General features: G+C 71.8%; 23 protein-coding genes and 1 pseudogene. 9 read left to right on the top strand and 15 right to left on the bottom strand.

The window, feature by feature from the left end:
* Positions 1–39: 39 nt before the first annotated feature.
* Positions 40–2,103: a DNA helicase RecQ gene (gene recQ, locus ACZ601_RS37420; protein ID WP_469546282.1), complete on the top strand. Its 2,064-nt coding sequence runs from the start codon at positions 40–42 to the stop codon at positions 2,101–2,103.
* 167 nt (positions 2,104–2,270) lie between these two features.
* On the opposite strand, the gene ACZ601_RS37425 is transcribed toward recQ, so the two are convergent.
* The 5 genes from ACZ601_RS37425 to ACZ601_RS37445 all read right to left on the bottom strand — a co-directional run bounded on the left by ACZ601_RS37425 (position 2,271) and on the right by ACZ601_RS37445 (position 8,555).
* A complete protein-coding gene (locus ACZ601_RS37425) occupies positions 2,271–2,879 on the bottom strand; it encodes a Uma2 family endonuclease (protein ID WP_469546284.1) in 609 nt (202 codons plus the stop codon).
* Between the two features lie 135 nt (positions 2,880–3,014).
* Positions 3,015–3,677 carry a GOLPH3/VPS74 family protein gene (locus tag ACZ601_RS37430; RefSeq protein WP_469546286.1) on the bottom strand — a complete coding sequence of 221 codons (663 nt, stop codon included), beginning with the start codon at positions 3,675–3,677 and terminating at the stop codon, positions 3,015–3,017.
* Positions 3,674–4,903, bottom strand: coding sequence for a fumarylacetoacetase (gene fahA, locus ACZ601_RS37435; RefSeq protein ID WP_469546289.1), 1,230 nt, complete (start codon positions 4,901–4,903; stop codon positions 3,674–3,676). The genes ACZ601_RS37430 and fahA overlap by 4 nt, the downstream gene beginning before the upstream one ends.
* Before the next feature lie 148 nt (positions 4,904–5,051).
* The gene (locus ACZ601_RS37440) at positions 5,052–7,046 is read right to left on the bottom strand and encodes a CocE/NonD family hydrolase (RefSeq protein ID WP_469546291.1); all 1,995 of its coding nucleotides are present in this window, start codon (positions 7,044–7,046) and stop codon (positions 5,052–5,054) included.
* Positions 7,047–7,055: 9 nt separating this feature from the next.
* Positions 7,056–8,555 (bottom strand): peptide MFS transporter, encoded by a 1,500-nt coding sequence (locus tag ACZ601_RS37445; RefSeq protein ID WP_469546293.1) that lies wholly within the window; start codon positions 8,553–8,555, stop codon positions 7,056–7,058.
* A gap of 156 nt (positions 8,556–8,711) precedes the next feature.
* Here ACZ601_RS37445 and ACZ601_RS37450 point away from each other — a divergent pair, with 156 nt between their 5' ends.
* From ACZ601_RS37450 to ACZ601_RS37470, 5 genes are all read left to right on the top strand, one after another.
* Complete coding sequence (locus ACZ601_RS37450) at positions 8,712–9,722, top strand: polyprenyl synthetase family protein (protein WP_440577027.1); 1,011 nt, start codon at positions 8,712–8,714, stop codon at positions 9,720–9,722.
* 217 nt (positions 9,723–9,939) lie between these two features.
* Positions 9,940–11,199, top strand: a complete 1,260-nt coding sequence (locus ACZ601_RS37455; RefSeq protein WP_469546296.1) for a LolA family protein — start codon at positions 9,940–9,942, stop codon at positions 11,197–11,199.
* A gap of 88 nt (positions 11,200–11,287) precedes the next feature.
* On the top strand, positions 11,288–12,277 hold the full coding sequence (locus ACZ601_RS37460) for an ABC transporter ATP-binding protein (protein ID WP_469546298.1): 990 nt from the start codon (positions 11,288–11,290) through the stop codon (positions 12,275–12,277).
* The gene (locus ACZ601_RS37465) at positions 12,264–13,154 is read left to right on the top strand and encodes an ABC transporter permease (RefSeq protein ID WP_469546301.1); all 891 of its coding nucleotides are present in this window, start codon (positions 12,264–12,266) and stop codon (positions 13,152–13,154) included. Before ACZ601_RS37460 ends, ACZ601_RS37465 begins: the two co-directional genes overlap by 14 nt.
* Before the next feature lie 197 nt (positions 13,155–13,351).
* Positions 13,352–13,942: a TetR/AcrR family transcriptional regulator gene (locus ACZ601_RS37470; RefSeq protein ID WP_469546304.1), complete on the top strand. Its 591-nt coding sequence runs from the start codon at positions 13,352–13,354 to the stop codon at positions 13,940–13,942.
* Positions 13,943–13,967: 25 nt separating this feature from the next.
* On the opposite strand, the gene ACZ601_RS37475 is transcribed toward ACZ601_RS37470, so the two are convergent.
* Positions 13,968–14,555, bottom strand: a complete 588-nt coding sequence (locus tag ACZ601_RS37475) for a TetR/AcrR family transcriptional regulator (protein WP_469546307.1) — start codon at positions 14,553–14,555, stop codon at positions 13,968–13,970.
* A 171-nt stretch (positions 14,556–14,726) separates the two neighbouring features.
* Here ACZ601_RS37475 and ACZ601_RS37480 point away from each other — a divergent pair, with 171 nt between their 5' ends.
* Positions 14,727–15,878 carry an FAD-dependent oxidoreductase gene (locus tag ACZ601_RS37480; protein WP_469546340.1) on the top strand — a complete coding sequence of 384 codons (1,152 nt, stop codon included), beginning with the start codon at positions 14,727–14,729 and terminating at the stop codon, positions 15,876–15,878.
* Between the two features lie 20 nt (positions 15,879–15,898).
* On the opposite strand, the gene ACZ601_RS37485 is transcribed toward ACZ601_RS37480, so the two are convergent.
* From ACZ601_RS37485 to ACZ601_RS37495, 3 genes are all read right to left on the bottom strand, one after another.
* A complete protein-coding gene (locus ACZ601_RS37485) occupies positions 15,899–16,705 on the bottom strand; it encodes an HAD family hydrolase (RefSeq protein WP_469546309.1) in 807 nt (268 codons plus the stop codon).
* 392 nt (positions 16,706–17,097) lie between these two features.
* The gene (locus ACZ601_RS37490) at positions 17,098–18,138 is read right to left on the bottom strand and encodes an LLM class flavin-dependent oxidoreductase (protein ID WP_469546311.1); all 1,041 of its coding nucleotides are present in this window, start codon (positions 18,136–18,138) and stop codon (positions 17,098–17,100) included.
* A 92-nt stretch (positions 18,139–18,230) separates the two neighbouring features.
* The gene (locus tag ACZ601_RS37495) at positions 18,231–18,602 is read right to left on the bottom strand and encodes a DoxX family protein (RefSeq protein ID WP_469546314.1); all 372 of its coding nucleotides are present in this window, start codon (positions 18,600–18,602) and stop codon (positions 18,231–18,233) included.
* A 259-nt stretch (positions 18,603–18,861) separates the two neighbouring features.
* On the opposite strand from ACZ601_RS37495, the gene ACZ601_RS37500 reads away from it, so the two are divergent.
* Positions 18,862–19,569 carry a TetR/AcrR family transcriptional regulator gene (locus ACZ601_RS37500; RefSeq protein WP_469546316.1) on the top strand — a complete coding sequence of 236 codons (708 nt, stop codon included), beginning with the start codon at positions 18,862–18,864 and terminating at the stop codon, positions 19,567–19,569.
* 228 nt (positions 19,570–19,797) lie between these two features.
* On the opposite strand, the gene ACZ601_RS37505 is transcribed toward ACZ601_RS37500, so the two are convergent.
* The 4 genes from ACZ601_RS37505 to ACZ601_RS37520 form a co-directional block, all read right to left on the bottom strand.
* On the bottom strand, positions 19,798–20,247 hold the full coding sequence (locus ACZ601_RS37505; protein WP_469546319.1) for a VOC family protein: 450 nt from the start codon (positions 20,245–20,247) through the stop codon (positions 19,798–19,800).
* 185 nt (positions 20,248–20,432) lie between these two features.
* A complete protein-coding gene (locus ACZ601_RS37510; RefSeq protein WP_469546322.1) occupies positions 20,433–21,983 on the bottom strand; it encodes an FAD-dependent monooxygenase in 1,551 nt (516 codons plus the stop codon).
* A gap of 71 nt (positions 21,984–22,054) precedes the next feature.
* The gene (gene rarD, locus ACZ601_RS37515; protein ID WP_469546325.1) at positions 22,055–23,077 is read right to left on the bottom strand and encodes an EamA family transporter RarD; all 1,023 of its coding nucleotides are present in this window, start codon (positions 23,075–23,077) and stop codon (positions 22,055–22,057) included.
* Positions 23,078–23,196: 119 nt separating this feature from the next.
* Positions 23,197–24,060, bottom strand: a complete 864-nt coding sequence (locus ACZ601_RS37520) for an SDR family oxidoreductase (protein WP_469546327.1) — start codon at positions 24,058–24,060, stop codon at positions 23,197–23,199.
* 117 nt (positions 24,061–24,177) lie between these two features.
* Here ACZ601_RS37520 and ACZ601_RS37525 point away from each other — a divergent pair, with 117 nt between their 5' ends.
* Entirely contained in the window at positions 24,178–24,621 is a 444-nt protein-coding gene (locus ACZ601_RS37525; protein ID WP_469546330.1) for a winged helix-turn-helix transcriptional regulator, read from the top strand.
* A 16-nt stretch (positions 24,622–24,637) separates the two neighbouring features.
* On the opposite strand, the gene ACZ601_RS37530 is transcribed toward ACZ601_RS37525, so the two are convergent.
* On the bottom strand, positions 24,638–26,593 hold the full coding sequence (locus ACZ601_RS37530; protein WP_469546332.1) for an APC family permease: 1,956 nt from the start codon (positions 26,591–26,593) through the stop codon (positions 24,638–24,640).
* Positions 26,594–26,757: 164 nt separating this feature from the next.
* Positions 26,758–26,945: pseudogene (locus ACZ601_RS37535) on the bottom strand (2-oxoacid:ferredoxin oxidoreductase subunit beta); the annotation flags it as partial.

Raw genomic sequence — 26,945 nt, forward strand, 5'->3', positions numbered from 1 at the left:
GCGATGACAGAACGGGCCGGATGCCGGGGGAACAGTGCGATGAGCGGGACGGGCAGGGCAGGCGTGACAGGCGTGACAGACGTGACAGACGTGACAGACGTGACCGTGGATGTGACCGAGAGCGACGCACGGCAGACGCTCCACCGGGTCTTCGGGTACGAGGCGTTCCGGGGCGAGCAGGAAGCGGTCGTCGACCATGTGGTGGCCGGCGGAGACGCCGTCGTGCTCATGCCGACCGGTGGCGGCAAGTCGCTCTGCTACCAGATCCCGTCCCTGGTCAGATCCGGTACGGGCATCGTCATCTCGCCGCTGATCGCCCTGATGCAGGACCAGGTGGACGCGCTGCGGGCGCTGGGCGTGCGGGCCGGGTTCATCAACTCCACGCAGGACTTCGACGAGCGGCGCTCGATGGAGGCCCAGTTCGTCGCGGGCGAGCTGGACCTGCTGTACCTCGCGCCCGAGCGGCTCCGGCTGGACTCCACGCTCGGCCTGCTCTCGCGCGGTGAGATCTCCGTCTTCGCCATCGACGAGGCGCACTGCGTCGCCCAGTGGGGCCACGACTTCCGGCCCGACTACCTGGCCCTGTCCGTCCTGGGCGAGCGCTGGCCCGACGTACCGAGGATCGCGCTGACGGCGACCGCGACCGCGGCCACGCACCAGGAGATCACCCAGCGCCTCGGCATGCCAGACGCCAAGCACTTCGTGGCGGGCTTCGACCGGCCCAACATCCAGTACCGCATCGTGCCCAAGGCCGACCCGAAGAAGCAGCTGCTGTCCTTCCTCAAGGAGGAGCACGCCGGGGACGCGGGCATCGTCTACTGCCTCTCGCGCAACTCCACCGAGAAGACCGCCGAGTACCTCTGCCGCAACGGCATCGAGGCGGTTCCGTACCACGCGGGTCTGGACGCCGGGATCCGAGCGCGCCACCAGTCCCGCTTCCTGCGCGAGGAGGGCCTGGTCGTCGTCGCGACGATCGCCTTCGGCATGGGCATCGACAAGCCGGACGTCCGCTTCGTCGCCCACCTCGACCTGCCGAAGTCCGTCGAGGGCTACTACCAGGAGACCGGCCGAGCCGGCCGTGACGGCGCCCCCTCCACGGCCTGGATGGCCTACGGACTCCAGGACGTCGTCCAGCAGCGCAAGCTCATCCAGGGCGGCGAGGGCGACGAGGCCTTCCGCCGCCGGGCCGCCTCGCACCTGGACTCCATGCTGGCGCTGTGCGAGACCGTGCGGTGCCGCCGGGCCCAGCTGCTGACGTACTTCGGCCAGGAACCCGCCACCGCCTCCTGCGGCAACTGCGACACCTGCCTGGCCCCGCCCGAGACCTGGGACGGCACGGTGGTCGCCCAGAAGCTGCTGTCCACGGTCGTACGGCTGAAGCGGGAGCGCGGGCAGAAGTTCGGCGCGGGCCAGATCATCGACATCCTGCTGGGCCGCAAGACGGCCAAGATCATCCAGTTCGACCACGACCAGCTCTCGGTGTTCGGCATCGGGGAGGAGCTGGCGGAGGCGGAGTGGCGCGGTGTGGTCCGCCAGCTGCTGGCTCAGGGCCTGCTCGCGGTCGAGGGCGAGTACGGCACGCTGGTGCTCACGGAGGAGAGCGGTTCCGTGCTCGGCCGGGAGCGCGAGGTGCAGCTGCGCAAGGAGCCGAAGAAGGTCGCCCCGGCCCGCTCCTCGTCGAAGAGCGGCAAGGGCAAGGCGGCCGCCGTCGCCGACCTCCCGGAGTCGGCGGTCCCGGTCTTCGAGGCACTGCGCGCCTGGCGCGGCGCCCAGGCGAAGGAGCTGGGCCTCCCGGCGTACGTGATCTTCCACGACGCGACGCTGCGGGAGATCGCCACGCTCCGGCCGGGTTCGCTCGCGGAGCTGGGCGGCATCAGCGGCCTGGGCGAGAAGAAGCTGGCGACGTACGGGGAGGGCGTGCTGGAGGTGCTGGCGGGGCTCCCGGCCGCCGACGCGGAACCCGCCGCCCCGGCGCCCGTACCTGCCCCGGCAGCGGCTGCCCGCCCCGCGGCTCAGGCCCAGGTGCCCGCACCGGCACCCGCCGCTGCCCCCGGCGCCGACCCGGAGTTCGGCTGGGACGAGGAGCCGCCGGAGTACGAGTGAGCGGTGCCGGGCGCGGTCCGCTGCCGTGCCGTTGCCCGCGCCTGCCGCCGGGGCTCCGCCCCGGACCCCGCGCCTCAAACGCCGGCGGGGCTGGATTTGGCGGGGCTGGGTTCAGCGCGCGTCGGACGTTGGCGGCGCTGGGTTCAGCGGGGCAGGACTCGGCGGGCCTACTGCGGGTCCGCCGTCCGGCGCCTGGAGACGATCGCGGTCAGGTCGAGATCGACAGTGAAGGGCGCGGACACCTTCATCCGGTCGTGAAAGATCCCGGTGGAGGTGTACGCCCCGGTCGCCGGCTCCAGCTCGAAGACGTACACAACCGCGCGGCCGTCCTGGTTCTCCACCCGCCAGTAGTGCGGGATCTTCGCCCGCGCGTACTTCACGGGCTTGGTCTCCCGGTCACGCGTGATGGACTCGTCGGACACCACCTCGATCGCCAGTACCACACTGCTCGCGGGGAACCGCGTCTGCCGCAGACTCTCGACCGCGTCGGCGCGGACGACGACCACATCGGGCTCGGGCCGGTTCTGGAAGTCGACGTCGATGGTGAATTCCCGCACGACCTCCAGGTCGGGCGGGGCCAGTGACTGCAACTGCCAATTGAAGAAGTCGACCGCCCGCGAATGAAAAAGCGTCTGCGGACTCACGAAAACCAGGCTCCCGTCGATCAGCTCCGTGTGCGGAGGCAGATGGGGGAGTGTGTCCAGGTCATCGGCGGTCCAGCCGCCCACGGGCGGGACCGCCCACCGCGGCTCGGAGGCCTCGGGTTCGATGCTCATCAGTGCTCCCATGGGCTGGAGTCTGCCGGGTGCGCCCAGCGTATCCGCCGGGAACCGGCTACGGCCTGCCTGAACGTGTGAACGAGTCACGCGTCGTTGACCGCCGTCCCCGGGCGTCCCCACCGTCACCTGCCCCTACCCCCCGCCCCCCGACTGGTTCGCCCTGTCCTGGCGGATGTTGCGGAGCACCGCGTGGGCCGGCCAGTGGTCGTGGACCAGGTGGCGCATCGCGCTGCGGCTGCCGCGGCCGGTGCCGATGGCGCGGGACAGGCCCGACGCGGAGACGAGGGCGGCCAGGGACCGGCTCCGGGGGTCGGGGAAGCCCGCGCGCTCGGCGGCGTCGAAGCGGGTACGGGCCAGGGCGGCCAGGTCCTTCGCCACCACCGGGTGGCGGTGGTACGGGAGCAGGCCGAGGAAGCGGCGGGTCTCGCGGCGCAGGACACCGCGCTCCACCAGGGCGTCCAGATACAGGCCCTCGACCCGCCGCCCGGCGTGCCGCACCCATCTCTTGGCCGACGCCCCGGAGCCCCCTCCGCCCTTGCCGGGGGCCGGCAGGCTCCGCAGCACCCCGGCGAGCACCGGGTCCGGCGGCTCCAGCGGGTTGACCAGCTGGAAGCGGCCGCCCTGTCCGGCGACCCGGCCCTGGAGCTCCAGTTCGGCCAGGGCCGCCCCGGCCATCGCGTACTCCAGGAAGCGGTTGCGGCAGAGGGGTTTGCCGCGCACCGGGTCCAGGGCCAGCAGCAGCAGTTCCTCCGGCAGCGTCGGCGTGGGCGGTGTCGGTCCGGGAGCGGGGGTCATGGCGCGGACACGATCCGTCCGGTCACGTCTCCGAGGCCGACCCGGGTGCCGTCCGGGCCGGGTGCCCACGCCGTCAGCGTCACGGTGTCCCCGTCCTCCAGGAACGTCCGCTTGCCCTCGGGCAGCTCCAGCGGATCGCGGCCGTTCCAGGTGAGTTCGAGCAGGGAGCCGCGCTGGGCGGGCTCGGCGCCGCTGATGGTGCCGGAGCCGTACAGGTCGCCGGTGCGCAGCGAGGCGCCGTTCACCGTCATCTGGGCCAGCTGCTGGGCGGCCGTCCAGTACATGGTGGAGAACGGCGGCTCCGCGACGACATGGCCGTTGACGGCGACGGAGAGCCGGAGGTCGTAGCCGCCGGGCTCGTCCTCCTCCGCGTCGTCGAGGTAGGGCAGCAGCGGGAAGTCGCGGGCGGGCGGGGCGGTGCGGGCGGCGTCCAGGGCCTCCAGCGGGGTCACCCAGGCGGAGACCGAGGTGGCGAAGGACTTGCCGAGGAAGGGGCCCAGCGGGACGTACTCCCAGGCCTGGATGTCGCGCGCCGACCAGTCGTTGAGCAGCGAGAGGCCGAAGACGTGCTCGCGGAAGTCGGTGAGCGCGACCGGGTGCCCCTGCTCGGAGGAGGTGCCGACGACGAAGCCGACCTCGGCCTCGATGTCCAGCTTCACGGACGGTCCGAAGACCGGGGCCGGGTCCGCGGGGGTCTTGCGCTGGCCCGACGGGCGCGCCACATCCGTACCGGAGACCACGACCGTGCCCGCCCTTCCGTGGTAACCGATCGGCAGGTGCTTCCAGTTGGGCGTGAGCGCGTCGCCGTCCGGGCGGAAGATCCGGCCGACGTTGGTGGCGTGGTGCTCGCTGGCGTAGAAGTCGACGTAATCCGCCACCCGGTAGGGCAGGTGGAGCGTCACGGACTCCACCGGGTGCAGCAGCGGCTCTATGTCCGGCCGGTGGGCCGGGACCGTCACCCACGCGGTCAGGGCGCGGCGCACATCGCTCCAGGCGGTGCGGCCGGCCGCGAGCAGCGGCATCAGGTCGGGCTGGGCCAGCAGTTGCGCGTAGGGCGAGCCGAGGGCGAGCGCGGCCGCCCCGGCGTCGAGTACGTGGCTGCCGATGCGGACGCCGACGCGTCGCTCTCCGGGCCGGTCGGGGGCGGAGAACACGCCGTACGGAAGGTTGTGCGGACCGAAGGGATCGCCCTCGGCCAGTTCGAGCGGGCTGCTCTGCTCGGGCATCTGTTGCTGCCTCGCTTTCCGGTTCGCTTGGGGGACACGTTACGTCGGGGGTGTCACCCGGCGGCAGAGACCCAACTACCCCCCAATGCCCGGAAAGTCCCGCCGTATCCCCGCGCGCCCGCAAGTGCGCGGGGACCGGCGGTGTGATTCACCCGGCCGTGCGCGGAATGCGCTTCTCCCAGGTCCGGTGGAAGACGACCTCGCCGCTGTCCTTGCAGACCACCTCGTTGGAGGTGATGAAGTGGGTCGCGTCGGCGCTGATCTCGGAACGTGTCTCGATCAGCGCGTCCCAGCCCGCCTCCGGCCGGTGCAGGCGGACCGTCCAGTCGGAACGGGTGTGCGCGGAGAGCGGGTCGCGCTCCTGGATCGTGTACGTCTCGACCGCGTCCTCGGTGAATTCGAGGCCGTCGGGGTAGATCCGGGTGCCGCCGTAGCGCGGGTCGACCTCCATCCGCCACTCGCCCTTGGCGACGTCGCGGATCACCAGCCGCTCGGGGCGCTGCTCGTCGAGGGTGGCCGGGTAGACGACACCGAGCGGCTCCGACTGCTCGGGCTCCTCGAAGTGGATCGCGGGGTCCTCGGTGTGCCGGCGCACCGGCAGTTCGACGAGGCTGCCCCCGGCGTCCAGCGTGAAGCCCTTCGAGCCGGCCTGCGGCCAGATCCACGGCCAGTACGAGGAGGAGACCGCGATCCGGATGCGGTGGCCGGGCGGGAAGGTGTGCCCGATGCCGTTCAGTTCGAACGTCACGTCCTCTGTGGACCCGGCGGGCCAGTCCTCCGCGCGGTCCCGGCCGTGCCGGGCGGCGAGGTTGAGGACGCCCCGGGTGACGAGCGTGGAGGAGCCGTCAGGGGCGACGTCGCAGAGCCGGGCGATGGCCTGGCCCCGGGGGACGTCCATCCGGATGCGCAGCCGCACCCGGGGGCGGCCCAGGATCTCGATCGGGGCGTCCTCGACCGGGAATTCGAAGGACACCGACTTGGCGTCCTCGTCGCGCTGGTCGGGCGGCAGGTCGGCGTCGTTGCCGAACGGGAAGAACCGGCCCGCGTCCACCCCGGTCTGCTGCGGTGAGTCGACGGTCTGCGGGCCGCCCTTGAGGGCGTACGCGACCGGCGAGACGTTCTCCGAGGGCCAACTGGTCTCCCCGACCCAGCGGCCGGGCAGCGTCTCGTACACGGTGGCGGGCCGGTGCGACTCGCTGATCCAGGACCTCAGCAGCGGCTCCGACATGACGCCGGTGTCCTTGTCCTTGAGGTGCTGGTCCCACCAGCGCAGCGTCTCCTGGAGGAAGCCGATGCCGGGCCCCGGCGGCAGACCCCGGTCGGGGTACTGGTGCGACCACGGCCCGATCAGGCCGCGGACCTTCGCCGGGTCCAGGTGCTCGACGAGCCGGAGCACGGTGTCGCGGTAGGGGTCGTGCCAGCCGCCGACCGCGAGGACGTTCGCCTGGATGGCGGAGTAGTCCTCGCAGACGCTGCCGTGCTTCCAGTAGTCGTCGCGGGTCTGGTGGTCCAGCCAGGTGTGGATGAACGGGTCGACGGCTTCGAGCCGCTCCAGCCACATGTCCTTCCACGCGTCGCCCACCTGCGCCGGGTCGGGCGGGCGGCAGACGAAGGCGAGCATCGTCGCGGCCCAGGCGTGCATGTCCACGGCGAGGACGGAGCCGCCCATGTAGTGGACGTCGTTGTCGTAGCGGTCGTCCGCAGAGCAGACGGTGACGATCGCCTTGAGCGGCTCGGGGGCGAGCGCGGCGATCTGGAGGGAGTTGAAGCCGCCCCAGGAGATGCCGAACATGCCGACGCGCCCCGAGCACCACTCCTGCCGGGCCAGCCAGTGGATGACGGCGACGCCGTCGGCCAGCTCCTGCGCGTCGTACTCGTCGCCCGGCAGCCCCTCGCTGTTGCCGTGGCCGCGTACGTCGACGCGCACCGAGGCGTAGCCGTGGCCCGCGTACCAGGGGTGGCGCTGCCAGTCGCGCGGCGCGGTCCAGTCGCTCAGCCGGTAGGGCAGGTACTCCAGCAGGGCGGGCACCGGTTCGTCGGTGACCGGCCGCCAGATCCGGGCGTACAGCCGGGTGCCGTCCGGCAGCGGGATGTAGAGGTCCTCGCGGGTCGTCTCGTACGGGAACGCGGTCTCGATGTGCATGGGGCCACCTCAGTGGACGGGGTGCATGGTGCGCTTCAGCCAGGGGGCGGCGGCGACGACGGCCAGACCGGCCACCACCGCGATAGCGCCATTGACACCGAAGTAGGCGGGGTTGGAGACCTCGCCGTACAGCTTCACGATCTGTGCCTGGATGCCGTTGGCGAGGGCCAGTGAGAGGAACCAGAGCGCCATGGTCTGGCTGGCGAACGCCTTGGGGGCGAGCTTGGTGGTGGCGGACATGCCGGAGGTCTCCAGCAGGATGTCGCCGAGTCCGAGCAGCAGGTACGAGCCGACGATCCACCAGGCGGCCATCTTGTAGCTGTCGTCGGCGTGCCCGGAGGTCGGCAGGACCATCAGCAGGAACGAGAGACCGCCGAGGATCACGCCCATCGCGATCTTGTTGGACGCGTGCGGCTGGCGCGGCCCCATCTTCGCCCAGACGGCCGCGACCACCGGGGCGAGCGCGACCTCGAAGGCGCCGAGCGCGGAGGCGTACCAGCTGGCCGGGAAGTGGAAGCCGAAGATCTCCGTGCGGGCGTTGGTCGACGCCAGCAGCATCATCGTCGAGTACGCCTGGAAGAGGATGAAGTTGAAGACCACGGAGGCCAGGAACAGCACCACGTACGGGCGCAGCCTGCCGCGCTCCTCCGGGGAGACCTGCGGACTGCGGAACATCACCACGAAGTAGACGACCGGCGCGATCACCGAGATGACCGTCAGTACGTCGACGAAGCGGTCCATGGTCAGCCAGCCCACCAGGGCCAGTACGGTCGCGACGACCGCGACCACGACGACGCCCAGGACGATCCGCCAGACGACCGTGCGCTTCGCCTCCGGGGCCAGCGGGAATTCGGCGGAGTGCTTACGCCCGGCCAGGTGACGGCGGCCCAGTACGTACTGGATCAGGCCGAGCGTCATACCGAAGGCGGCGGCCGAGAAGCCCCAGTGCCAGCTCGCGTGGTCACCCAGCCAGCCGGTGATCAGCGGGCCGAGGAACGCCCCGATGTTGATGCCCATGTAGTAGAGGGCGAAGCCGGCGTCGCGGCGCTCGTCGTCGGTGCGGTAGAGCTTGCCGACCATGGTGGCCACGTTGGGCTTGAGCAGCCCCGTACCGGCGCTGATCAGGCCGAGCCCGACCCAGGTCATGGTCGCGGTCGGCACCGCCATGGCGTAATGGCCGCAGGCGATGAGGATGCCGCCGTACAGGACGGCCCGGTAGGAGCCGAGGATGCGGTCGGCCAGCCAGCCGCCCGCCACGGAGACCAGGTAGACCAGGGTTCCGTACGCCGCGGAGACGGAGGCGGCGGTGCCGGGCTCCATGTCCAGGCCGCCGTGGGCGACCGTGTCGGCGAAGTACAGGACGAGGATGGCCTGCATGCCGAGGAACGAGAACCGCTCCCAGACCTCCAGGCCGGACAGGGTCATCAGACCCCGTGGCTGGCCGAAGAAGGCGTGGTCGTCGCCCGGCGCCGGCTGGGTCGGATCGGTGTCGTGAGCGGTGTGGGACAAAGGGACTACTCCTGATCGTATGAGCTGATCCCGAACATACCGGCGGTGGCGGGAAGGCGCCCACGGTGATCCAAAGGGGACCGGATACGCTGACTTGAGTGATGGCAGCGACACATCGACATTCCGTGTGATCGTCAGCAGACAGGAGATCCCCTCGTGACCGTCGTCGGGCCGTTCGGACTGAGCGTGCGGGACCAGGCTCTTGAGGCCGGTGTCCAGGCCGGTTTGGCTGCTGTCGAGTCGGGGCTGCTCGATGCGACCAAGAGCGAGGTGCCCTTCATCACCGAGGCCGCCCAGCACCTGGTGCACGCGGGGGGCAAGCGTTTCCGGCCGCTGCTCGCGATGCTGGCGGCCCAGTTCGGTGACGCCGACGCCCCGGGCGTGGTGCCCGCCGCCGTGGTCGTCGAGCTGACGCACCTCGCGACGCTGTACCACGACGACGTGATGGACGAGGCGGACGTGCGGCGCGGGGTGGACAGCGCCAATTCCCGCTGGGGCAACTCGGTGGCGGTGCTGACCGGCGACTTCCTCTTCGCGCGCGCGTCGCACATCCTGGCCGACCTCGGCCCGGAGGCCGTGCGCATCCAGGCGGAGGCGTTCGAGCGCCTGGTCACCGGCCAGATCCTGGAGACCGCAGGTCCGCGCGACGGGCGTGACCCGATCGACCACTACCTGGAGGTCATGCGCGGCAAGACCGGCTCGCTGGTCGCCGTGGCCTGCCGCTTCGGCGCGATGATGGCCGGTGCCGACGACGCCACGACCGACACGCTCACCCAGTACGGTGAACGGCTCGGCGTCGCCTTCCAGCTCGCCGACGACGTCCTGGACATCGCCTCCGACTCGCACGAGTCCGGCAAGACCCCCGGCACCGACCTCCTCGAAGGCATCCCGACCCTGCCCGTCCTCCACCTGAGGGCGCAGGCCGAGGCCGACGGCAAGCCGGAGGACCTGGAGCTCGTCGCGCTGCTGGACGGCGACCTCACGCAGGACGGCCGGCTGGCGGAGGCGCTGCGCCTGCTGCGCGCCCACCCGGCGCTCGAACAGGCCCGCCGCGACACCGTCCGGTACGCGGAGGAGGCGCGGGCCACGCTGGCACCGCTGCCCGGCTGCTACGCCAAGTCCGCGCTGGAAGAGATGTGCGACGCCGTGGTGCACCGCGCGGGCTGAGCGGTCTGCTCGCCGACCCCTACGGGACGGTGGAGCAACTGCCTCCCGGTGTCATACCGAAGAGGTATGAGGAGTTGCACCCCCGGGCTGACGCTTCGGGCTCCCCGATTTGGTCAGATGGAGAACAACCACTCCTGACCAAAACGGGTGAGAATGGCGGCACGGAGTGGACGAGTGCATCCCGACGGAAGCCGCCGACCACGGAGGTAGGGCACACATGGCACCGAACGACAGCGCAGACACCAACGGCACGGCCCCGCACGGCCCCGCGCGAGCCGTAGCGGGCCGCCGCAAGGCGGTGCGCTACATCGTCCCGGTCGCGGTGGCGGGCGTCGCGGCCGCGACGATCGGGCTGGTCCCGGCGCTCGCGAGCTCGGGCGATCCCGATCTGCCGGAGATCACCGCGCAGGAACTCATCGAGAAGATCGCCGCCTCGGACACGGAGCAGCTGTCCGGCACGGTGAAGATCAGCACCGACCTCGGCATCCCGTCCCTGGGCGGACTGGCCGGTTCCTTCGTGCCGGACGGCGCGGGGGACAAGGGCGGCGCGAGCGCGGACCCGCAGTCGAAGCTGACCGAGCTGGCGTCCGGCACGCACACCCTCCGGGTGGCCGCCGACGGCCCCGACCGGCAGCGGGTGTCCATCCTGGACAACGCGTCCGAGTACAGCATCGTCCACAACGGCGACGAGGTCTGGGCGTACGACAGCAAGTCCAACGCCGTCTACCACGCCGAGGAGAAGGCCGGGGAGCACGCGAAGCGCGGCGAGCAGCCGGTCCCCGACGGCGTACCGACCACCCCGAAGGCCTTCGCCGAACAGGCCCTCAAGGCGGCCGACGGCACCACGTCCGTGAAGGTCGGCGGCACCGCGCAGGTCGCGGGGCGCGACGCCTACCGGCTGGTCGTCAAGCCCGAGCAGAGCGGCTCGACGATCGGCTCGATCACCGTCGCGGTGGACGCGAAGACCGGCGTGCCGCTCAAGTTCACCCTCCAGCCCAGCAGCGGCGGCAAGGCGGCGATCGACGCGGGGTTCACCTCCGTCGACTTCGGCAAGCCCGCCGCGTCCTCGTTCTCCTTCACCCCGCCCAAGGGCGCGGAGGTCACCGAGGCGGACAGCGCCGCGAACCACGAGAAGGCGCACAAGGCCGAGGGCGGGCTCGGCCCGTTCGAGGGCCTGAACGCCAAGGGCGAGGGCGTGAAGGTGACCGGCAAGGGCTGGAGCGCGATCGCCGAGATCAAGGCCCCCGGCGGCAGCGGCCTGCCCTCGAAGTCCCCGGGCGACAAGGCCTCGGACGGCATGCCGGCCGAGGCGCGGGGGCTCCTGGACTCGATGGGCGACAAGGTCACCGGCACGTTCGGCTCCGGCACGGTCTTCAAGACCCGCCTGGTCAACGCGCTGATGACCGATGACGGCCGGGTGTACGTCGGCGCGGTCACGAAGGACGCGCTGGTGAAGGCTGCGGACAACGCGAGCTGAGCCACGCCGGTACGCCATCGCGTGACGTATCCGCCCGCCTCGCCGTAGCCTCCGTACGGCGGGGCGGGCGCGATTGTGGGGAGCAGAGATGACAAGGGCGGACACCGTGCCCGTGCGCGGCCCCGTTCCGGTGGGCGGGCCCGTGCCCGTGATCGAGACCCGGGGGCTGACCAAGCGGTACCGGGGCGGCCAGCTCGCCGTCGACGGGCTCGACCTCACCGTCCCCGGCGGCAGCGTCTTCGGCTTCCTCGGCCCCAACGGCTCCGGGAAGACCACCACCATCCGGATGCTGATGGGGCTGATCGACCCCACGTCCGGCACCGCGAGCGTCCTGGGCCGCCCCATGCCCGGCGCCGCCCGCACGGTCCTCCCGCACGTCGGGGCGCTGATCGAGGGGCCCGCCCTGTACGGGTTCCTGAGCGGCCGGGACAACCTGGTGCGCTACGACCGGGCCGACCCGACCGCGGACCCGCGCACCCGGACCGCCCGTGTCGGCGACGCCCTGGACCGGGTCGGCCTGGCCGCCGCGGGCGGCAAGAAGGCGCGGGCGTACTCGCTGGGCATGAAGCAGCGCCTCGGCCTGGCCGCCGCGCTGCTCAGGCCCCGCAGGCTGCTCGTGCTGGACGAGCCGACCAACGGCCTTGACCCGCAGGGCATGCGGGAGATCCGCACCCTGGTACGGGAGCTGGCCGCGGAGGGCACCACGGTGTTCCTCTCCTCCCACCTCCTGGACGAGATCGAGCAGGTCTGCACCCACGCGGCGGTCATGGCACGCGGCCGGCTGCTCACCCAGGGACCGGTCACCGAGCTCGCGGCGGGCACCCGCGGCCGGCTCGCCGTCACGACCCCGGACCCGGCCGACGCCGCCCGCGTCCTGACGGAGCACGGAGTCACCGGAATCACCCTCGACGGCGACCGGGTACGGGCCGACGCCCCGCCGGGCTCCGTCGAACTGTCGGACCTGAACGCGGCCCTGGTGAACTCCGGCGTCCGGGTACGGTCCTTCGGCGTCGAACGGGCCTCCCTGGAGGACGCCTTCGTCGCGCTCACCGGAGAGGGATTCGATGTCGCGGGCTGAACAGGTACGCGAGGAGGCCCGGCCGCTGCCACGCAACCCGCTGTGGACGCTCGGCATCCTGCGCTCCGAACTGACCACCACCCTGCGCCGCTGGCGCACCCTGGCCCTGCTCGGGGTACTGGCCGCCGTGCCCGTACTGATCGGGATCGCGGTGCGGATCGAGACGGCGAACGGCTCACCGGGCGGACCCGGCGAGGGCGGGGCCGGGCCCGCGTTCCTCTCCCAGGTGACCAACAACGGCCTCTTCCTGGTGTTCGCCTCGCTCGCCGCCACGCTCCCGGTCTTCCTCCCGATGGCGGTCGGCGTCATCGCGGGCGACTCCGTAGCGGGCGAGGCCAACGCGGGAACGCTGCGCTACCTGCTGGTCGCGCCCGCAGGCCGGACCCGGCTGCTGCTCGCCAAGTACGCCACCACGCTGGCCTTCTGCCTGCTCGCGACCCTGGTCGTGGCGGCGTCCGCGCTGGCGGTGGGCGCGCTGCTGTTCCCCGTCGGCGACGTCACGACGATCTCCGGCACCCGGATCGGTTTCGGTGAGGGCCTGGTGCGGGCGGCGGTCGTCGCGGTCGCGGTCGCGGTGTCACTGATCGGCTTCGCGGCGCTCGGGCTGTTCGTCTCGACCCTCACCAACAGCGGCATCGCGGCCATGGCGGCGACGGTCGGAGTGCTGATCACGGTGCAGATCCTGGACACCATCCCGCAGTTGCACGGGATGCACCCGTACCTCTTCCCGCACTACTGGCTGTCCTTCGCGGACCTGCTGCGCGCCCCGGTCTACTGGGACGACCTGGTGAAGAACCTGGAGCTCCAGGGGCTGTACGCGGCGGTGTTCGGCTCGGCGGCCTGGGCGCGTTTCACCGCGAAGGACATCACGGCGTGACCGTGGAAGGGGGCCTCACCCGTACCGTCGGCCGGGCGAGCCGTCCCCCGATCGGCTCGTCGCGGCACGAACGGCACGAACGGTGCGAAGAGTGAGAACGAGCCGACACGCTACGTTCCGTTTCCGCTTGAGCATTGTTCGACTTCTGGCGACGGACTGTCAATAAGGATTGGCTCGAACAGCCCTATGCTCACCGAATGATCACATCGCCGAGTTCGCTGCGCCGCAGCGAGAGCTCACGCAGGGCGACGCTGGAGGCGGCCCTCGAACTCTGCACGGAGAGGGGTTACGGCCGCGTCACCGTCGAGGCCATCGCGGCGCGGGCGGGTGTCAGCAAGAAGACGATCTACCGCTGGTGGCCGTCGAAGAGCGCGGTGCTGCTGGAGGCGTTCACGGAGGCGCTGGTTCAGGGCGCCCCGGCCGCCGACACCGATGACATCGCGGCGGATCTGCGGACCCACGTGACCGGAGCGGTCGGCGTGCTCTCCGTACCGCCCTTCGGCCCCGCGTACGCCGGAATACTCTCCGAGCTCCACCACGACGACGAATTGGCCGAAACGGTTCGCACGCAGCTGATCGAGCCCCGCTTCGAAGAGGTGGTCGTCCGGCTGCGCGTGGCCCAGGAGAGGGGGCAGATCCCGCCGGGCGCCGATCTGCGGCTGGCGGTGGAGATGCTGTACGGCCCGGTCTACTACCGCCACGTCCTGCGCAAGCCGATGCAGGACCCGGAGGATGTGGCGGTGCTGGTCGATCACGTGCTGCGCGCGCTCGGGGTGACGGTGGGCTGACGCCCGCGACGGCTCGCCTTATGGCTCACGGCTGCTGCGAGGCCTGCCAGCCGTGGGTCAGCAGATCGAACACCGTCTCCACGGCGGCGCGGGGATCGTGCCCGGAGGCGGCCAGGGCCGGGACTTCCAGCACGAACCGTGCGAGCGCCGCACACGCGAGGTCATCGGCCTCCCGGCCGAGCTCCCGCGCGATCACGGCGCCGAGGGCGCTCGCGTGCCGCATCCACATGCGTTCCCAGTACTCGCGCAGCGCGGGCGTCCCGTCCACCAGCTCGGTGAACCGGTCCCGGCGCGGGTCCGACGCCATCCGCGTCCAGGACGTCAGCGCGTGGGCGCGGAGCGCCTCGACCACGTCCTGACCCGGGGGCCGTTCGCGGACGGCGGCGGTCAGTGAGGCCTCGACCTCCGCCTCGCGGTCGAAGACCAGCGCCTCCTTGCCCGGGAAGTGGGCGAACAGGGTCGTCGTCGACACGTCAGCCTTCTCCGCGACGTCGCGCACGCTCACCCGCTCGTATCCGTGCTCCAGGAAGAGCTCCAGGGCGGCATCGGCGATGGCCTGCCTGGTCGCGGCCTTCTTGCGCTCGCGGCGGCCGAGGGCCGGAGTGTCTGGCATGGCGCCCACCCTACCGCATAACCGGAATGAAGCAGAAACTTGAACGGTTGCACTTTCTGACTCGTTCCTGCTTTGCTGGGGTCGGCAGGGGCTGCCGCCCATCGGGGCGTGACGTCACAGGGACCCCGCCGACGGAAGGAATCCGCCATGAACACCGCCATGAACACCGCCATGAACAGTCCGACACCCGCCCGAGCCCGCATCGCCGTCATCGGCGCCGGACCCGGCGGCCTTACCTGCGCCCGGATCCTCCAGCGGCACGGCATCCCCGTGACCGTCTACGACCGTGACCCGGACGAGAACTCCCGGAACCAGGGAGGCTCGCTCGACCTGCACGACGACAACGGCCAGATCGCACTCCGTGAAGCGGGCCTGCTGGAGGAGTTCTTCGCACTCGCCAGGTCCGAGGGGCAGGAGATGCGCCGGCTGGACCCGGCGGGAAGCGTCCAGTCCCACCACCTGCCGGACGAGGACGAAACAGCCCGGCCCGAGATCGACCGGGGACAGCTGCGCGATCTCCTGCTGCGCTCGCTCACCGGGGGGACGGTCCAGTGGGGGCGGGCCCTCGACTCGGTGAGCGAGGCGGCCGACGGGGCGCGCACGCTGAGGTTCACCGACGGGACGACCGCCGAGGCCGATCTCGTGATCGGCGCGGACGGCGCCTTCTCCCGCGTCCGCCCCGCACTCTCACCCGCGACACCGCACTACACGGGGGTCGGCTTCCTCGAAGCACGGTTCGACGCCGTGGAGACCGCGCACCCCGAGCTCGCGGAGCTGGTCGGAGGGGGCAGCGCCCATGCCGCCGACGGGGACCGAGGCCTCTTCGCGCAGCGCAACAGCGGCGGCCACCTGCGCGTCTACATCATGCGGCGCGTCCCGCTGGACTGGATCGCGGCGACGGGGCTCCGCCCGGAGGACACCGAGGGCATCCGCGCACAGCTGCTCCGCGAGTACGCGGACTGGTCACCGCGGATGCTCCGGATGATCACGGAGAACGACGGCCCCTACGTCGACCGGCCGATCCTCGCCCTGCCGGTGCCGCACACCTGGGAGAGCGCACCCGGAGTGACGCTCCTCGGAGACGCGGCACACCTCATGCCGCCGCTGGGCGTCGGCGTCAACCTCGCCATGCTCGACGCCTGCGAGCTCGCCCTGTCGCTCGTCCGGTCCGCCACCGTCGACGACGCGGTGCGCGGTTACGAGAAGACGATGCTCCCGCGCTCGGCCGACGTGGTGCGGAAGCTCGAAGGCGGCGCCGAATTCCTGCTGGCCGCGCCCGGCCCCGACGACGAGGAGGACGGCCCGGACCGGGACCGGCTCTGACACCCGCGCGGGGGAGCCGTTCAGCCGAAGACCCGCTCCAGGACTACCGCGACCCCGTCGTCCTGGTGGGACAGGGTCACCTCGTCCGCCGCCGCCCGCAGGAGCGGATGGGCGTTGGCCATCGCCACCCCGTACCCGCAACTACGGAACATCGGCAGGTCGTTCGGCATGTCACCGAAGGCGATCGCGGTGGCCGGGTCCAGCCCCAGGTGCTCGGCGGCGAACGCGATACCGGCCCCCTTGTCGATGCCGTACGGCTGGAGCTCGACCGTGCCGGGCCCGGACAGCGTGACGGTCGCCAGATCCCCGACGGCCGCGTGTGCCGCTGCGGCCAGGGCGTCGTCGTCCAGCTCCGGGTGGCGGATCAGCACCTTGATGACGGGGGCGGCCCACAACTCGTCACGGTGGGACGTCCGGTGGGCGGGCAGCGCCGGGTGCGGCATCAGGTAGCCCGGCTCGATCAGCGTCCGGCCGTCGGGCCCGTCCTGGTCCACCGCGGCGAAGACCTGCCCCACCTGGGCCTCTATCTTGCCGAGCGCAACGGCTGCCGCCTCCCGGTCCAGGCAGAGCGTCCGGATCACGCGCCCCGCCCCGGCGTCGTACACCTGGGTGCCCTGCCCGCAGACGGCGAGCCCCCGGTACCCCAGCGCGGCGAACAACTTCCGTACGCCGGGCACCGGACGGCCGGTGGCGACGAGGTGGCGGGCCCCGGCGGCGGCGGCGAGACCGAGCGCGGCGCGGGTGCGGGGGCTCACCGTGTCGTCGTGGCGCAGCAGGGTGCCGTCCAGGTCGGTGGCGACGAGGGCGTATGCGGGTGGGAGAGGCATGGGGCGAGGGTATGCGGTCCGCGTCCGGCGTCCGGGGGCGCTGCCCGGGGGTGCGCTGAGGGGGCATCGAACCATCAGGAGCACGGGGGAGCGGGCCGATGAAGAGCTGCTGGCCCCGCTCTCGGCGGCCGAGCGGGACCAGTTCCCCGACATGCTCCGTAGGGTCGGCGGGGTGGGGTTACCCGGCAGGCCGCAAACCTTCGCGTGTCCGGCACTGGGCTCCGGGTGCCGGGGGCGATCAGGTGCCTGCTCGTCCCGTCGTCCGTCATGAAGACGCCCGCGCCCTCGGCGACGGCGTCCGGTGGCATGTATCCGCCGGTGATCGGATGGCCGCCCACGGCACCGATGATCCGGCTCTCCGGCCGCTTCCCGGAATCGGCCGTACCTGACGGTCAGTGCGCTGCCGGCTCGGTGCGGATCTGAGGGAGGACCTTGGTGCCGAGAAGCTCGATGGCGTGGAGGAAGTCGCGTTGGGGCATGCCGCCGACGTCCATCTGGAGGATCTGGCGGGTGTGGCCGAGCAGGCTGCGCAGATGGAGGATGCGGTCGGCGATCTCGTCGGGGCTGCCGGCGAAGACCATGCCGCCGGGGCCGCAGGCCGCGGCGCGGTCGGCCCGCTGTGGGGCGGGGCGGCCGAGTTCGGCCATGGCCTCGGCCATCATGCGGTGCTCGTGTGCCAGGAAGGCGGCGCGGGCCTGCTCGCCGGTGTCGGCGACGAATCCGTGGACGGCGACGGCGATGTCGGCCTGTTCGGCGGGGCGGCCGGCCTGTGCCCAGGCGGCGCGGTAGGCGTGGCCGTACTGGGCCCAGTGCTCGGGGGTGCCGCCGAGGATGCCGAGGAACATCGGCAGTCCGAGCTCGACCGCGCGGTAGACGGACTCGGGGCTGCCGCCGGTGCCCAGCCAGATTTTCAGCGGCTCCTCTGGGCGTGGGAAGACGGTCGCGTCGCGAAGGGCGCGCTTGCGGTGCGGGCCGTCGAAGGAGACGCGCTCGCCGGCGTTGACGGCCATGAGGAGTTCGAGCTTGGAGGCGTAGAGCATGTCGTAGTCGTGCTCGTCGTGGTCGAAGAGCGGGAAGGTGATGGTGGAGGAGCCGCGTCCAGCGACCGTCTCGATGCGGCCGGGCGCGAGGGCCGCAGCCGTGGAGAGCTGCTGGAAGACGCGGATGGGATCGTCGGTCGACAAGACGCTGACGGCGGTGCTGAGCTTGATCCGGTTCGTGGACGCGGCGGCAGCGTTGATGACGGAGGTGGGTGAGGACAGGGGCATCGCGTGCATGTGGTGCTCGCCGACCCCGAAGTAATCCAGTCCGACCTCGTCGGCGAGCTTGATGGCCTCCAGTACGTCCCGGACGGCCTGGGCGGTGGGGCCGCGGCTGCCGTCGGCCGTGCGGGGGGTATTGCCGAAGGAGTAGACGCCGAGTTCGAAGGACATGGCCGGTCTTCCTGCGCTTTCGTTGCCGGAGGTCGGGTGGGGTGCCGGCACCGGGGAAGCGCCTGCGGCGCGTCCCGGTGCGTGGGGAGCGGTCAGAAGCCGTAGGGGCCGAAGCGGCCCCAGGCCACGAGGACGGCCAGGGCGAGCAGGACGGTGTTGAAGGCGATCGCGGTGGGTTCCTTGCGGCGAGCGTGGGTGATCGCGGCCAGGAGCATGGTCACGGCGAGTCCGGTGGCGGCCAGCGGGGTCAGGACCGGGGCTACGCCGGTGACGGCGGGCAGGATCAGGCCGAGGGCGGCGGCCAGTTCCGCGATGCCGATGAAGCGGACGGTGGCCGGGGAGAAGTCGGCCACCCAGGGGAGCTTCTCGGCGAGTTCGGGCTTGGGCCGGGTCGACTTCATTGCTCCGGCCATCGCGAACATGGCGGCGAGGACGGCCTGCACGATCCACAGGAAGACATTCACGGGGAGAGATCCTTCAGGAGAGGGGAGAGGGGAGAGGGGGCACGGGCTGCGGAGGAGGCGGGCGTGTCGTTCGCCGTGCCTCCACGGGCCGTCGGGCCCAGGTCTTGAGGTGGCAGGCGACCGCCGGGACGGGAAGGCCTCATTCGGTGTGAGCGCACTGTGACCGCACGTGCCATTAAGTGGAACGGCCTTCCCGTTTCTCTCTGCCCAGCTTAACAACAGAAGTGGGCACCCTGTTCCGCTTGGATAGGATCAGTGCATGACGTCCTCAGCAGACCCTCCCGCCACCCCGGACGACCAGCCCGGAACGGGGCTGCGTATCGACGCCGAGCGCAACCGCGACCGCATCCTGGCCGCTGCACGCCGCCTCTACGCCAGCGAGGGGCTCGGCGTCTCCATGGCCGCCGTCGCCCGCGAAGCCGGCGTCGGCAAGGCAACACTCTCCCGCCGCTTCACTACCCGCGAAGAACTCGTCAACGCCGTCTTCGCCGACCGCATGGACGCCTACGCCGCCGCCGTCTCCACCGCACTGAAAGACCCCGACCCCTGGCACGGCTTCACCGGGTACGTCCGGACCGTGTGTGCCATGCAGGCCGCCGACCGAGGCTTCGCGGACGTACTGACCATGACCTTCCCCGCGGCCCTGGCCCTCGAAGAACGCCGCGCCGAGGCGTACTACGGCTTCCTCGACCTCATCGCCCGCGCCAAGGAGACCGGCCATCTGCGCGAGGATTTCACCGACCGCGACATGCCGATCCTCCTCATGGCCAACGCCGGCGTCATCAGCGCCGCCGGCGATGCCGCCCCCGACGCCTGGCAGCGCCTCGTCGCCCACATGCTCCGCTCGTACGCCGCCCCCGGCGCGCCGCTGGCACCGATGCCCGGCGCCCCCGCGTCCGCCGCCCTCTATCGCGCCATGGTCCGCCTGGCCCGACCTGGCGGCTACCACGGCGGCGAAAGCCGCTGAACGGCGCGCATGCGCATGTCGTAAGGCCTGGAGAGAGGCGGGCTGCGCCCACGTCCCGGACCTCGCGCCCCGCCGTGCGCAGCCGCCGGGCCGGGGCGTCCTGCTCGGCCTGCGGCCCCGGTCCGACCCGGGGTGAACGACCCCTGCGCGGAAGTCCGTTGAGGAAGCCGTTGCCCGGGGAGTGGCAGTCGCGAGCGTGAGTTGCGGGTCCGCTGCCCCGGGCAACGGCTACTGCACGCAGAACTCGTTCTCCTCAGGGTCCGTCATGACGGTCCACGTCCCGCCCGGCTCCGCGACCTGGCGCACCACCTTCGCGCCCAGCCGCTCCAGCCGGGCCACCTCCGCTTCACGGCGGCCGGGCCCGGCGTGCACGTCCAGGTGGAGGCGGTTCTTCACCGTCTTGGGCTCGGGGACGCGCTGGAAGAGCAGGCGGCGTCCGCGGCCCGTACCGCTCTCCGGCTCGAAGGGGTCGTCCGGGTGCCGGGCCGCCGCCAGGTCGAGCCAGGCCTTGCGGCCGTGCGCGGTCGTCGTGATCGCCTCCGGTACGGCGCCGAGGCCCAGGAGGCGTTCCACCAAGGGGCTGTTGTCCTCGATCTCGTAGCCGAGGGCGGCGGCCCAGAAACCGGCCTGGGCGTGCGGGTCCGCGGCGTCGATGACGATTTTCCAGTCAAGGGGCATGGCGCCATTCTGGTCCGGGCGGCCCGGCTCCGTGGGCCGATTCGGCATTCGGGCGTGGCGGCTGTCAGCCCGGCCGGACCGGTCGCCGCGCCGGTCGCCGTGCCGGTGCCGGAGAGGCTGTCGGAGCGGGAGCCGGTCGGGGCTGTGGAGCCGTCACCCGCGTCGGCCGGGCCGCCGCGACGCGCTCAAGCTCGCTCCAATGCCCCACACTTCAGGTACGCGGCGACGGCGAGGTGGTCCCCGGCCGGGGCGATCAGCCCGACGTGGTTGTCCGGGCGGATCAGTACCAGGACGTCCTCGTCCGGCCCGATGCCGTACGCCGAGCGGGCCCGGCCGTCGTCGTCGGCCAGCCCCTCGGCGCCGCCCGCGGCCACTCCGTACGCCCGCAGTTCACCGGCGTGCGCGGCGGCCGCCTCGCGCAGGGCCGGGGCCGTTCCCGTACCGAAGCCGAGCAGGGTGAAGTGCGGTCCGGCGAAGGCCTCGAACAGCCGGCGGGGGGCTCCGGTGGCCGCGTCGGCGCAGGGCGCGTCCGGCGCGCGGTCGCCCGCGCGCAGCCGGGCGGTGGAGCCCCCGGGCGCCAGGGAACTCCAGCGGTAGCCATCACCCAGGCCGTAGGTCTGCGGGGTGATCGCCGAGTCCAGGCCGCCGCCCGGCTCCTTGATCGCCTCCAGCGTGGCCCGCAGCCGCTCCGCGGTGATGTCCAGGGTCCTGGCCGCGATCGGCAGCCGCTCCTCCTCGTAGCTGTCGAGCAGCTCGGGCGGCGCCTGCCCGGTGGCGGTCCTGGCGAGCTTCCAGCCCAGGTTGTACGCGTCCTGGATGCCGGTGTTCATGCCCAGGCCGCCCGCGATGGAGTGCACGTGCGCGGCGTCCCCGGCCAGGAACACCCGGCCCACCCGGTAGCGGTCCGCCAGGCGTTCGTTGACCCGGTAGGAGGAGAGGAGCGTGGCCCGCGTGAGGAGTTCGCCGGGCAGCCGGGCGTGCTTGGCGAAGAGCCGCCGGAAGCCGTCCAGTGACGGGGGCAGGGGGCGACCTGCGGCGTCCGTCTCGGGGGAGGCCTGGAACCACCAGCCGGAGCGGGTGCCGGGGATCGGGCAGAGCATCACGCCGCCGTCCTCGTCGAACCACTGGTGCCAGAGGCCCCGGTCGGGTCCCACCGCCTCGACGTCGCCGCAGACCATCGCCTGTTCCTCGTCGGTGCTGCCCTCGAACGGGACGCCGAGCAGCTTGCGGACCGCGCTGTGGCCGCCGTCGCAGCCCACCACGTACCGGGCCGCGATCTCCCGGCCGCCGGTCAGGGACGCCGTCACGGAGTCGTCGTCCTGGGCCAGCCCCACGAGTTCGGCGCCGAGTTCGACCCGTACGCCGTACTCCGCGAGGCGGGCGCGCAGGATCTCCTCCAGCCGCCACTGGGCGATCAGCCAGGGCCGCTCGAAGGGGGTGTCCGGCGTCGGGCGGGCCGCCGCGTACGGGTCGGTGTCCGCGATCACCTCTCCGGCGCGGTACTTGCGCATCGGCAGCGGCGCCGATCCGGCGGCCAGCACCTGATCGATGACGCCGAGGTCCTCAAGGACCTCCAGTGAGCGCGGGTTGGGGCCCTTGGCCCGCGAACTGCGTGGGAATTCCGGGGACTTGTCGATGATCCGGACGCCGATGTCCCGCCGGGCCAGATCGATGGCCAGGGTCAGGCCGGTCGGTCCGGATCCCACGATCAGCACGGTGCTCGTGGACTTGGGCATGCGCACTCCTCGGTTGCCGTTTCCGTCGGGACCAATAGAAACGTAACCGAGTTAAAAAAGCAACCAGGTAACTATTGTGGGGCGGGGGTCATGGCGTCGGGGTCGTCACCATGGACGAGGGCAGACGGGGGCGGGGCGGAACCGGAATCGTCCGGGGCGGGCCTCGCCTGCTTCGCCGCCGCCTCCCGCGCGGCCAGCGCACGCATCCTGGTACGCCGTGACGTCCGCAGCGCGTCCCAGGTCAGCAGGGTGAGCGCCAGCCAGACCAGGCCGAAACCCGCCCACCGCTCGGGCGGCATCGCCTCGTGGAAGTAGACGATCCCCAGGATGAACTGGAAGACCGGCGCCAGGTACTGCAACAGGCCGAGCGTGGAGAGGGGCACCCGGATCGCCGCCGCCCCGAACAGGATCAGCGGACCGGCCGTCACCACCCCCGTCGACGCGAGCAGCGCGCCATGGCCGATGCCTCCCGAGAGGAACGTCGACTCGCCCCGAGCGCCCAGCCACAGCAGGTAGCCGAGCGCGGGCACGAACACCACCGCCGTCTCGGCCGCGAGCGACTCCAGGCCGCCCATGTTCACCTTCTTCTTCATCAGGCCGTACGTCGCGAAGGAGAAGGCCAGGACCAGCGAGATCCACGGCGGCTGCCCGTACCCGATCGCCAGGACGAGCACAGAGGCCACGCCCGTGCCGACCGCCACCCACTGCACGGGGCGCAGCCGTTCGCCCAGGAGCAGGACGCCCATGGCGATGGTGACCAGCGGGTTGATGAAGTAGCCGAGCGAGGCCTCGACGACGTGGCCGTGGTTCACGGACCAGATGTAGAGGCCCCAGTTGACGCTTATCACGACCGCGGCGACGGTGATCAGCGCCAGCTTCCGGGGCTGCCGCAGCAGCTCCCCGATCCAGGACCAGCGGCGCAGCGCGAGGAGCGCGACGCCGACGACGCCGAGGGACCAGACCATGCGGTGGGCGAGGATCTCGACCGCGCCGGACGGCTTCAGCAGCGGCCAGAAGAGCGGGACCAGGCCCCACAGTCCGTATGCGGCGAATCCGGACAACAGCCCGGCCCGCTGGTCGTTCGTCCCCTTCACGGGCCCTCCCGGCAGATGTGCGTCGACGCTTCGTCAGCCAGACGAAGGTAGCGCCGACCGGGCCCGGTGTCATTGCCGTATCGCCAGACGGTCATGACACGGGCCCCCGGGCCGCCGGGCTAGCGCTGAGCGGCGACCGCCTCCGCGACGGTGTCCGCGAGCGGGGTGGTCGGGCGGCCGATCAGCCGGGCCAGTTCGCCGCTGGTACCGGCGAGGCGCCCACGCCGTACCGCCTCGTCCACGTCCACCAGGATCGCGGCGAAGTCGGCCGGCAGACCGGCGCCGACCAGGATCTCCTGGTGCGCGGCGGCCGGGACGTCGTTGTGGACGATCTCCTGGCCGGACGCCCTGGACACCTCTGCGGCGTACTCGTCGAACGACCAGGCGACATCGCCGCTCAGCTCGTAGGCCTTGTTCAGGTGGCCCTCGCCGGTCAGTACGGCGACGGCCGCCGCAGCGTAGTCCGCACGGGTGGCGGAGGCGATCCTGCCGTCGCCCGCGTTGGCGACGACGGCGCCGTGGGCCAGGACGGGGGCCAGGTTCGCCGTGTAGTTCTCGGTGTACCAGCCGTTGCGCAGGAAGGTGTACGGCAGGCCGGAGTCCAGGATCAGCTGCTCGGTCACCTTGTGCTCGTCGGCCAGCAGGAAGTCCGCGTCCGGGCCGCCCTGGATGCCGGTGTACGCGAGCTGCGCGACGCCCGCCGCCTTGGTCGCGTCGATGACGGCGCCGTGCTGTGCGACCCGGCTGCCGACCTCGCTGCCGGAGATCAGCAGGACCCGGTCACCGGCCCGGAAGGCGCCGTCCAGGGTCTCCGGGCGGCTGTAGTCCGCGATCCGGAGCTCGACGCCGAGGGCGGCGATCCCGGCGGCCTTCTCCTTGTTCCGGACGACGGCGGCGATCCCGGCGGCCGGCGTGGTGGCCAGCAGCTGGTCGATGACGAGGCGGCCGAGCTCTCCGGTGGCTCCGGTGACGACGATGCTCATGGGTTCTGCTCCTCTTTGGGTGCTCATGCTCTGTTCGTTCTGTTCGTTCGTTCTATTACTCACCATAGAGGCAGCGCTAACCAAAAGAAAGTACGCACTTTGAAGTAAGGTACTGGTATGAGCGTAAGCAGCGTGAGCGATGCGGGCAGTGCGAGGGGCGTGGTTCCCGCGGCACGGCGGCCGGGTGCGCGGGCGGTCGATGTACGGGAGCCGCTGTGCCCGTCCCGGGTGGTGCTCGAACACGTCACCAGCCGCTGGGGGGTCCTGGTGCTCGCCGCCCTGCTGGAGCGCTCGTACCGCTTCAGCGAGCTGCGCCGCGAGGTCGGCGGGGTCAGCGAGAAGATGCTTTCGCAGACGCTCCGGACGCTGGAGCGGGACGGTTTCGTGGACCGGGACGCCAAGCCGGTCATCCCGCCCCGGGTGGACTACACGCTCACCGCGATGGGCCGGGAGGCCGCCGAGCAGGTGTGGGGCCTGGCCCGCTGGTCGGAGCGGCAGCTGGACGCGGTGGATGCGGCGCGCAGGACGTACGACGCGAGCGGCCGGGGTTCCGGCGGCTGACCCGTGCGCCGGGCGGTCAGCCCGCACGGCGCCGGTGCCGCTCCTCCATCGCCCGCAGCGCCCGTGAGACGTCGAACGGCAGGATCGTCACCACCACGTGCGGAAGCCGCGTCAGCGCCTTGCCCAGCTTCTCGCCGGTGCCCCGGTGCAGCAGCTTGCCGAGCGCGTTGCTGTACGTCCGCCGGGGCACCAGGACCGTCAGCCAGGTCTCCCCGTCCTCCGTGCTGCGGTACGCGAGCTCCTTCATCGCGTGGCGCAGCCGCCGGTCCGGGCACGCCACCAGCTCCAGCGGGACGGCGGTGGCGGAGGTCGCCTCCCAGCGGGCGGCCAGCCGCCCGGCGTACGCCTCGTCGATCGCGAAGTGCACCGCCCGGATCTCGTCGGGCCGCAGCTCATGGGCGTACCGCAGGGCCGTCAGCGACGCAAGGTCGAGCGTTTCGACCAGTACCAGGACCAGATGGCGCGCGTACACCGCCCGGTCCGCGCCCGGGGCCTGGATGCCCTGGAGCGCGGCGGCCTCGCGCCGGTACTCGCGGTTGATCCGGGTCAGCGTCCACACCCCCAGCGGGAAGATCACCACGACCAGCCAGGCGCCCTCGGTGAACTTGGTGACCGCGAAGATCAGCACGACGGCGGCGGAGGTGACCGCCGCGAGCGCGTTGAGCGTGATCTTGGCCCTGCGGTACCGGTCCCGGCGCCGCAGGTGGTAGACGGTGAGCCCGGCCCCCGCCATGGTGAACGCGGTGAACACGCCGATCGCGTACAGCGCCACCAGCTTGTCCACACTGGCCCCGGTCACCAGGAGCAGCGCCAGCGAGACGACGGTCAGCGCGATGATGCCGTTGGAGAACGCGAGGCGGTGCCCGCGCCGGGTCAGCACCCTCGGCAGGAACCGGTCCTCGGCGACGAAGCTGGCCAGGTAGGGGAAGCCGGTGAACGGGGTGTTGGCGCCCGTGTAGAGGACCAGCGCGGTCGCCAGCTGCACGAACACCAGCCCGGCCGTGCCGAGGAGCCCGTCACCGAAGGCGAGATGGGCCTCCTGCGCGATGACGGTCGGCGTGCCGTCCGTGTACGGGACCGCATGGGTGAAGTGGGCCAGCGTCGAGACCCCGAGTACGAGGACACCCAGGATCACGCTCATCGCGATGAGGGTGCGCCGCGCGTTGCGGCCCTGGGGCTCACGGAACGCGGAGATGCCGTTGGAGATCGCCTCCAGCCCGGTGAGCGAAGAGCCGCCGTTGGCGAACGAGCGCAGCACGATGAAGAGCGAGGCCCCGTACAGCCAGCCGTCGCCCGGGGTGCCGAGCGGTACGACCCCGGCGGCGTGCAGATCCGCGTGCGGCAGCCCGCCGGTGAGTCCGCGCAGCGCGGCGGCCAGCAGGACCAGCCCGACGGCGGCCATGAACAGGTAGGCGGGCAGCGCGAAGAGCCGGCCCGCCTCCCGGACCCCGCGCAGGTTCCCGTACGCGAGGAGCACGATCACCGCGACGGAGACCGGCAGCTGGAGATGGTCCAGGCCGGTGAACTCGTCGCCCGCCAGATGGGCCAGCGAGATGAGGGCGTTGGTCCCGGCCGAGACCTGTACGGCGACGGTGACGATGTAGTCGACGAGCAGCGCCACGGCGGCGATCTGCGCGACGTTCGGCCCGAAGTTCTCCCGGGCGACCACGTACGAGCCGCCCGCGCGGGTGTAGATCGTCACCACATCGCTGTAACAGAGCGTCAGCAGCAGCAGGACCAGCAGGATCGCGAACGTCACCGGCATGAGCAGGGTGAACGCGGCGGCTCCGACGACCGGCACCAGGACCCGGAGCATCTCCTCCGAGCCGTACGCGGACGAACTGATGCAGTCGGAGGCCAGCACCCCGAGCGCCGTCCGGTTGCCCAGCTTCTCCTCGCTGATGTGCTCCGTGGTCAGCGGCTTGCCGAGCAGTCGTGTCTTGACGCGGTACACCGGACGGTCCAGGGTCATGGCCCCATCGTGCGCGGACGGCGGCTGGGACCCCGTCCGCCACCGCCGCGCGCCCCGGAAAGTCAGCCCGTTCGGCAACGCGACGCGACGCGGCCCCCGGGAGGAGTTCCTCCGAAAAGCCGCGTCGCGTCGCGTCGCCTTGCCGAACGGGTGGTGGACACCCCCTAGCCGACCACGGTCCAGTTGTCGTTGCCCGCCAGCAGCGCGCCCAGGTCGCCCTTGCCGCTCTGCTCGACGGCGGTGTCCAGCTGTTCGGTCATCAGCGTGTCGTAGACCGGCCGTTCGACGCTGCGCAGGACTCCGATGGGGGTGTGGTGGAGGGTGTCGGCGTCGGCCAGTCGGGACAGTGCGA

This window comes from Streptomyces sp. NPDC104307, from assembly GCF_055584045.1.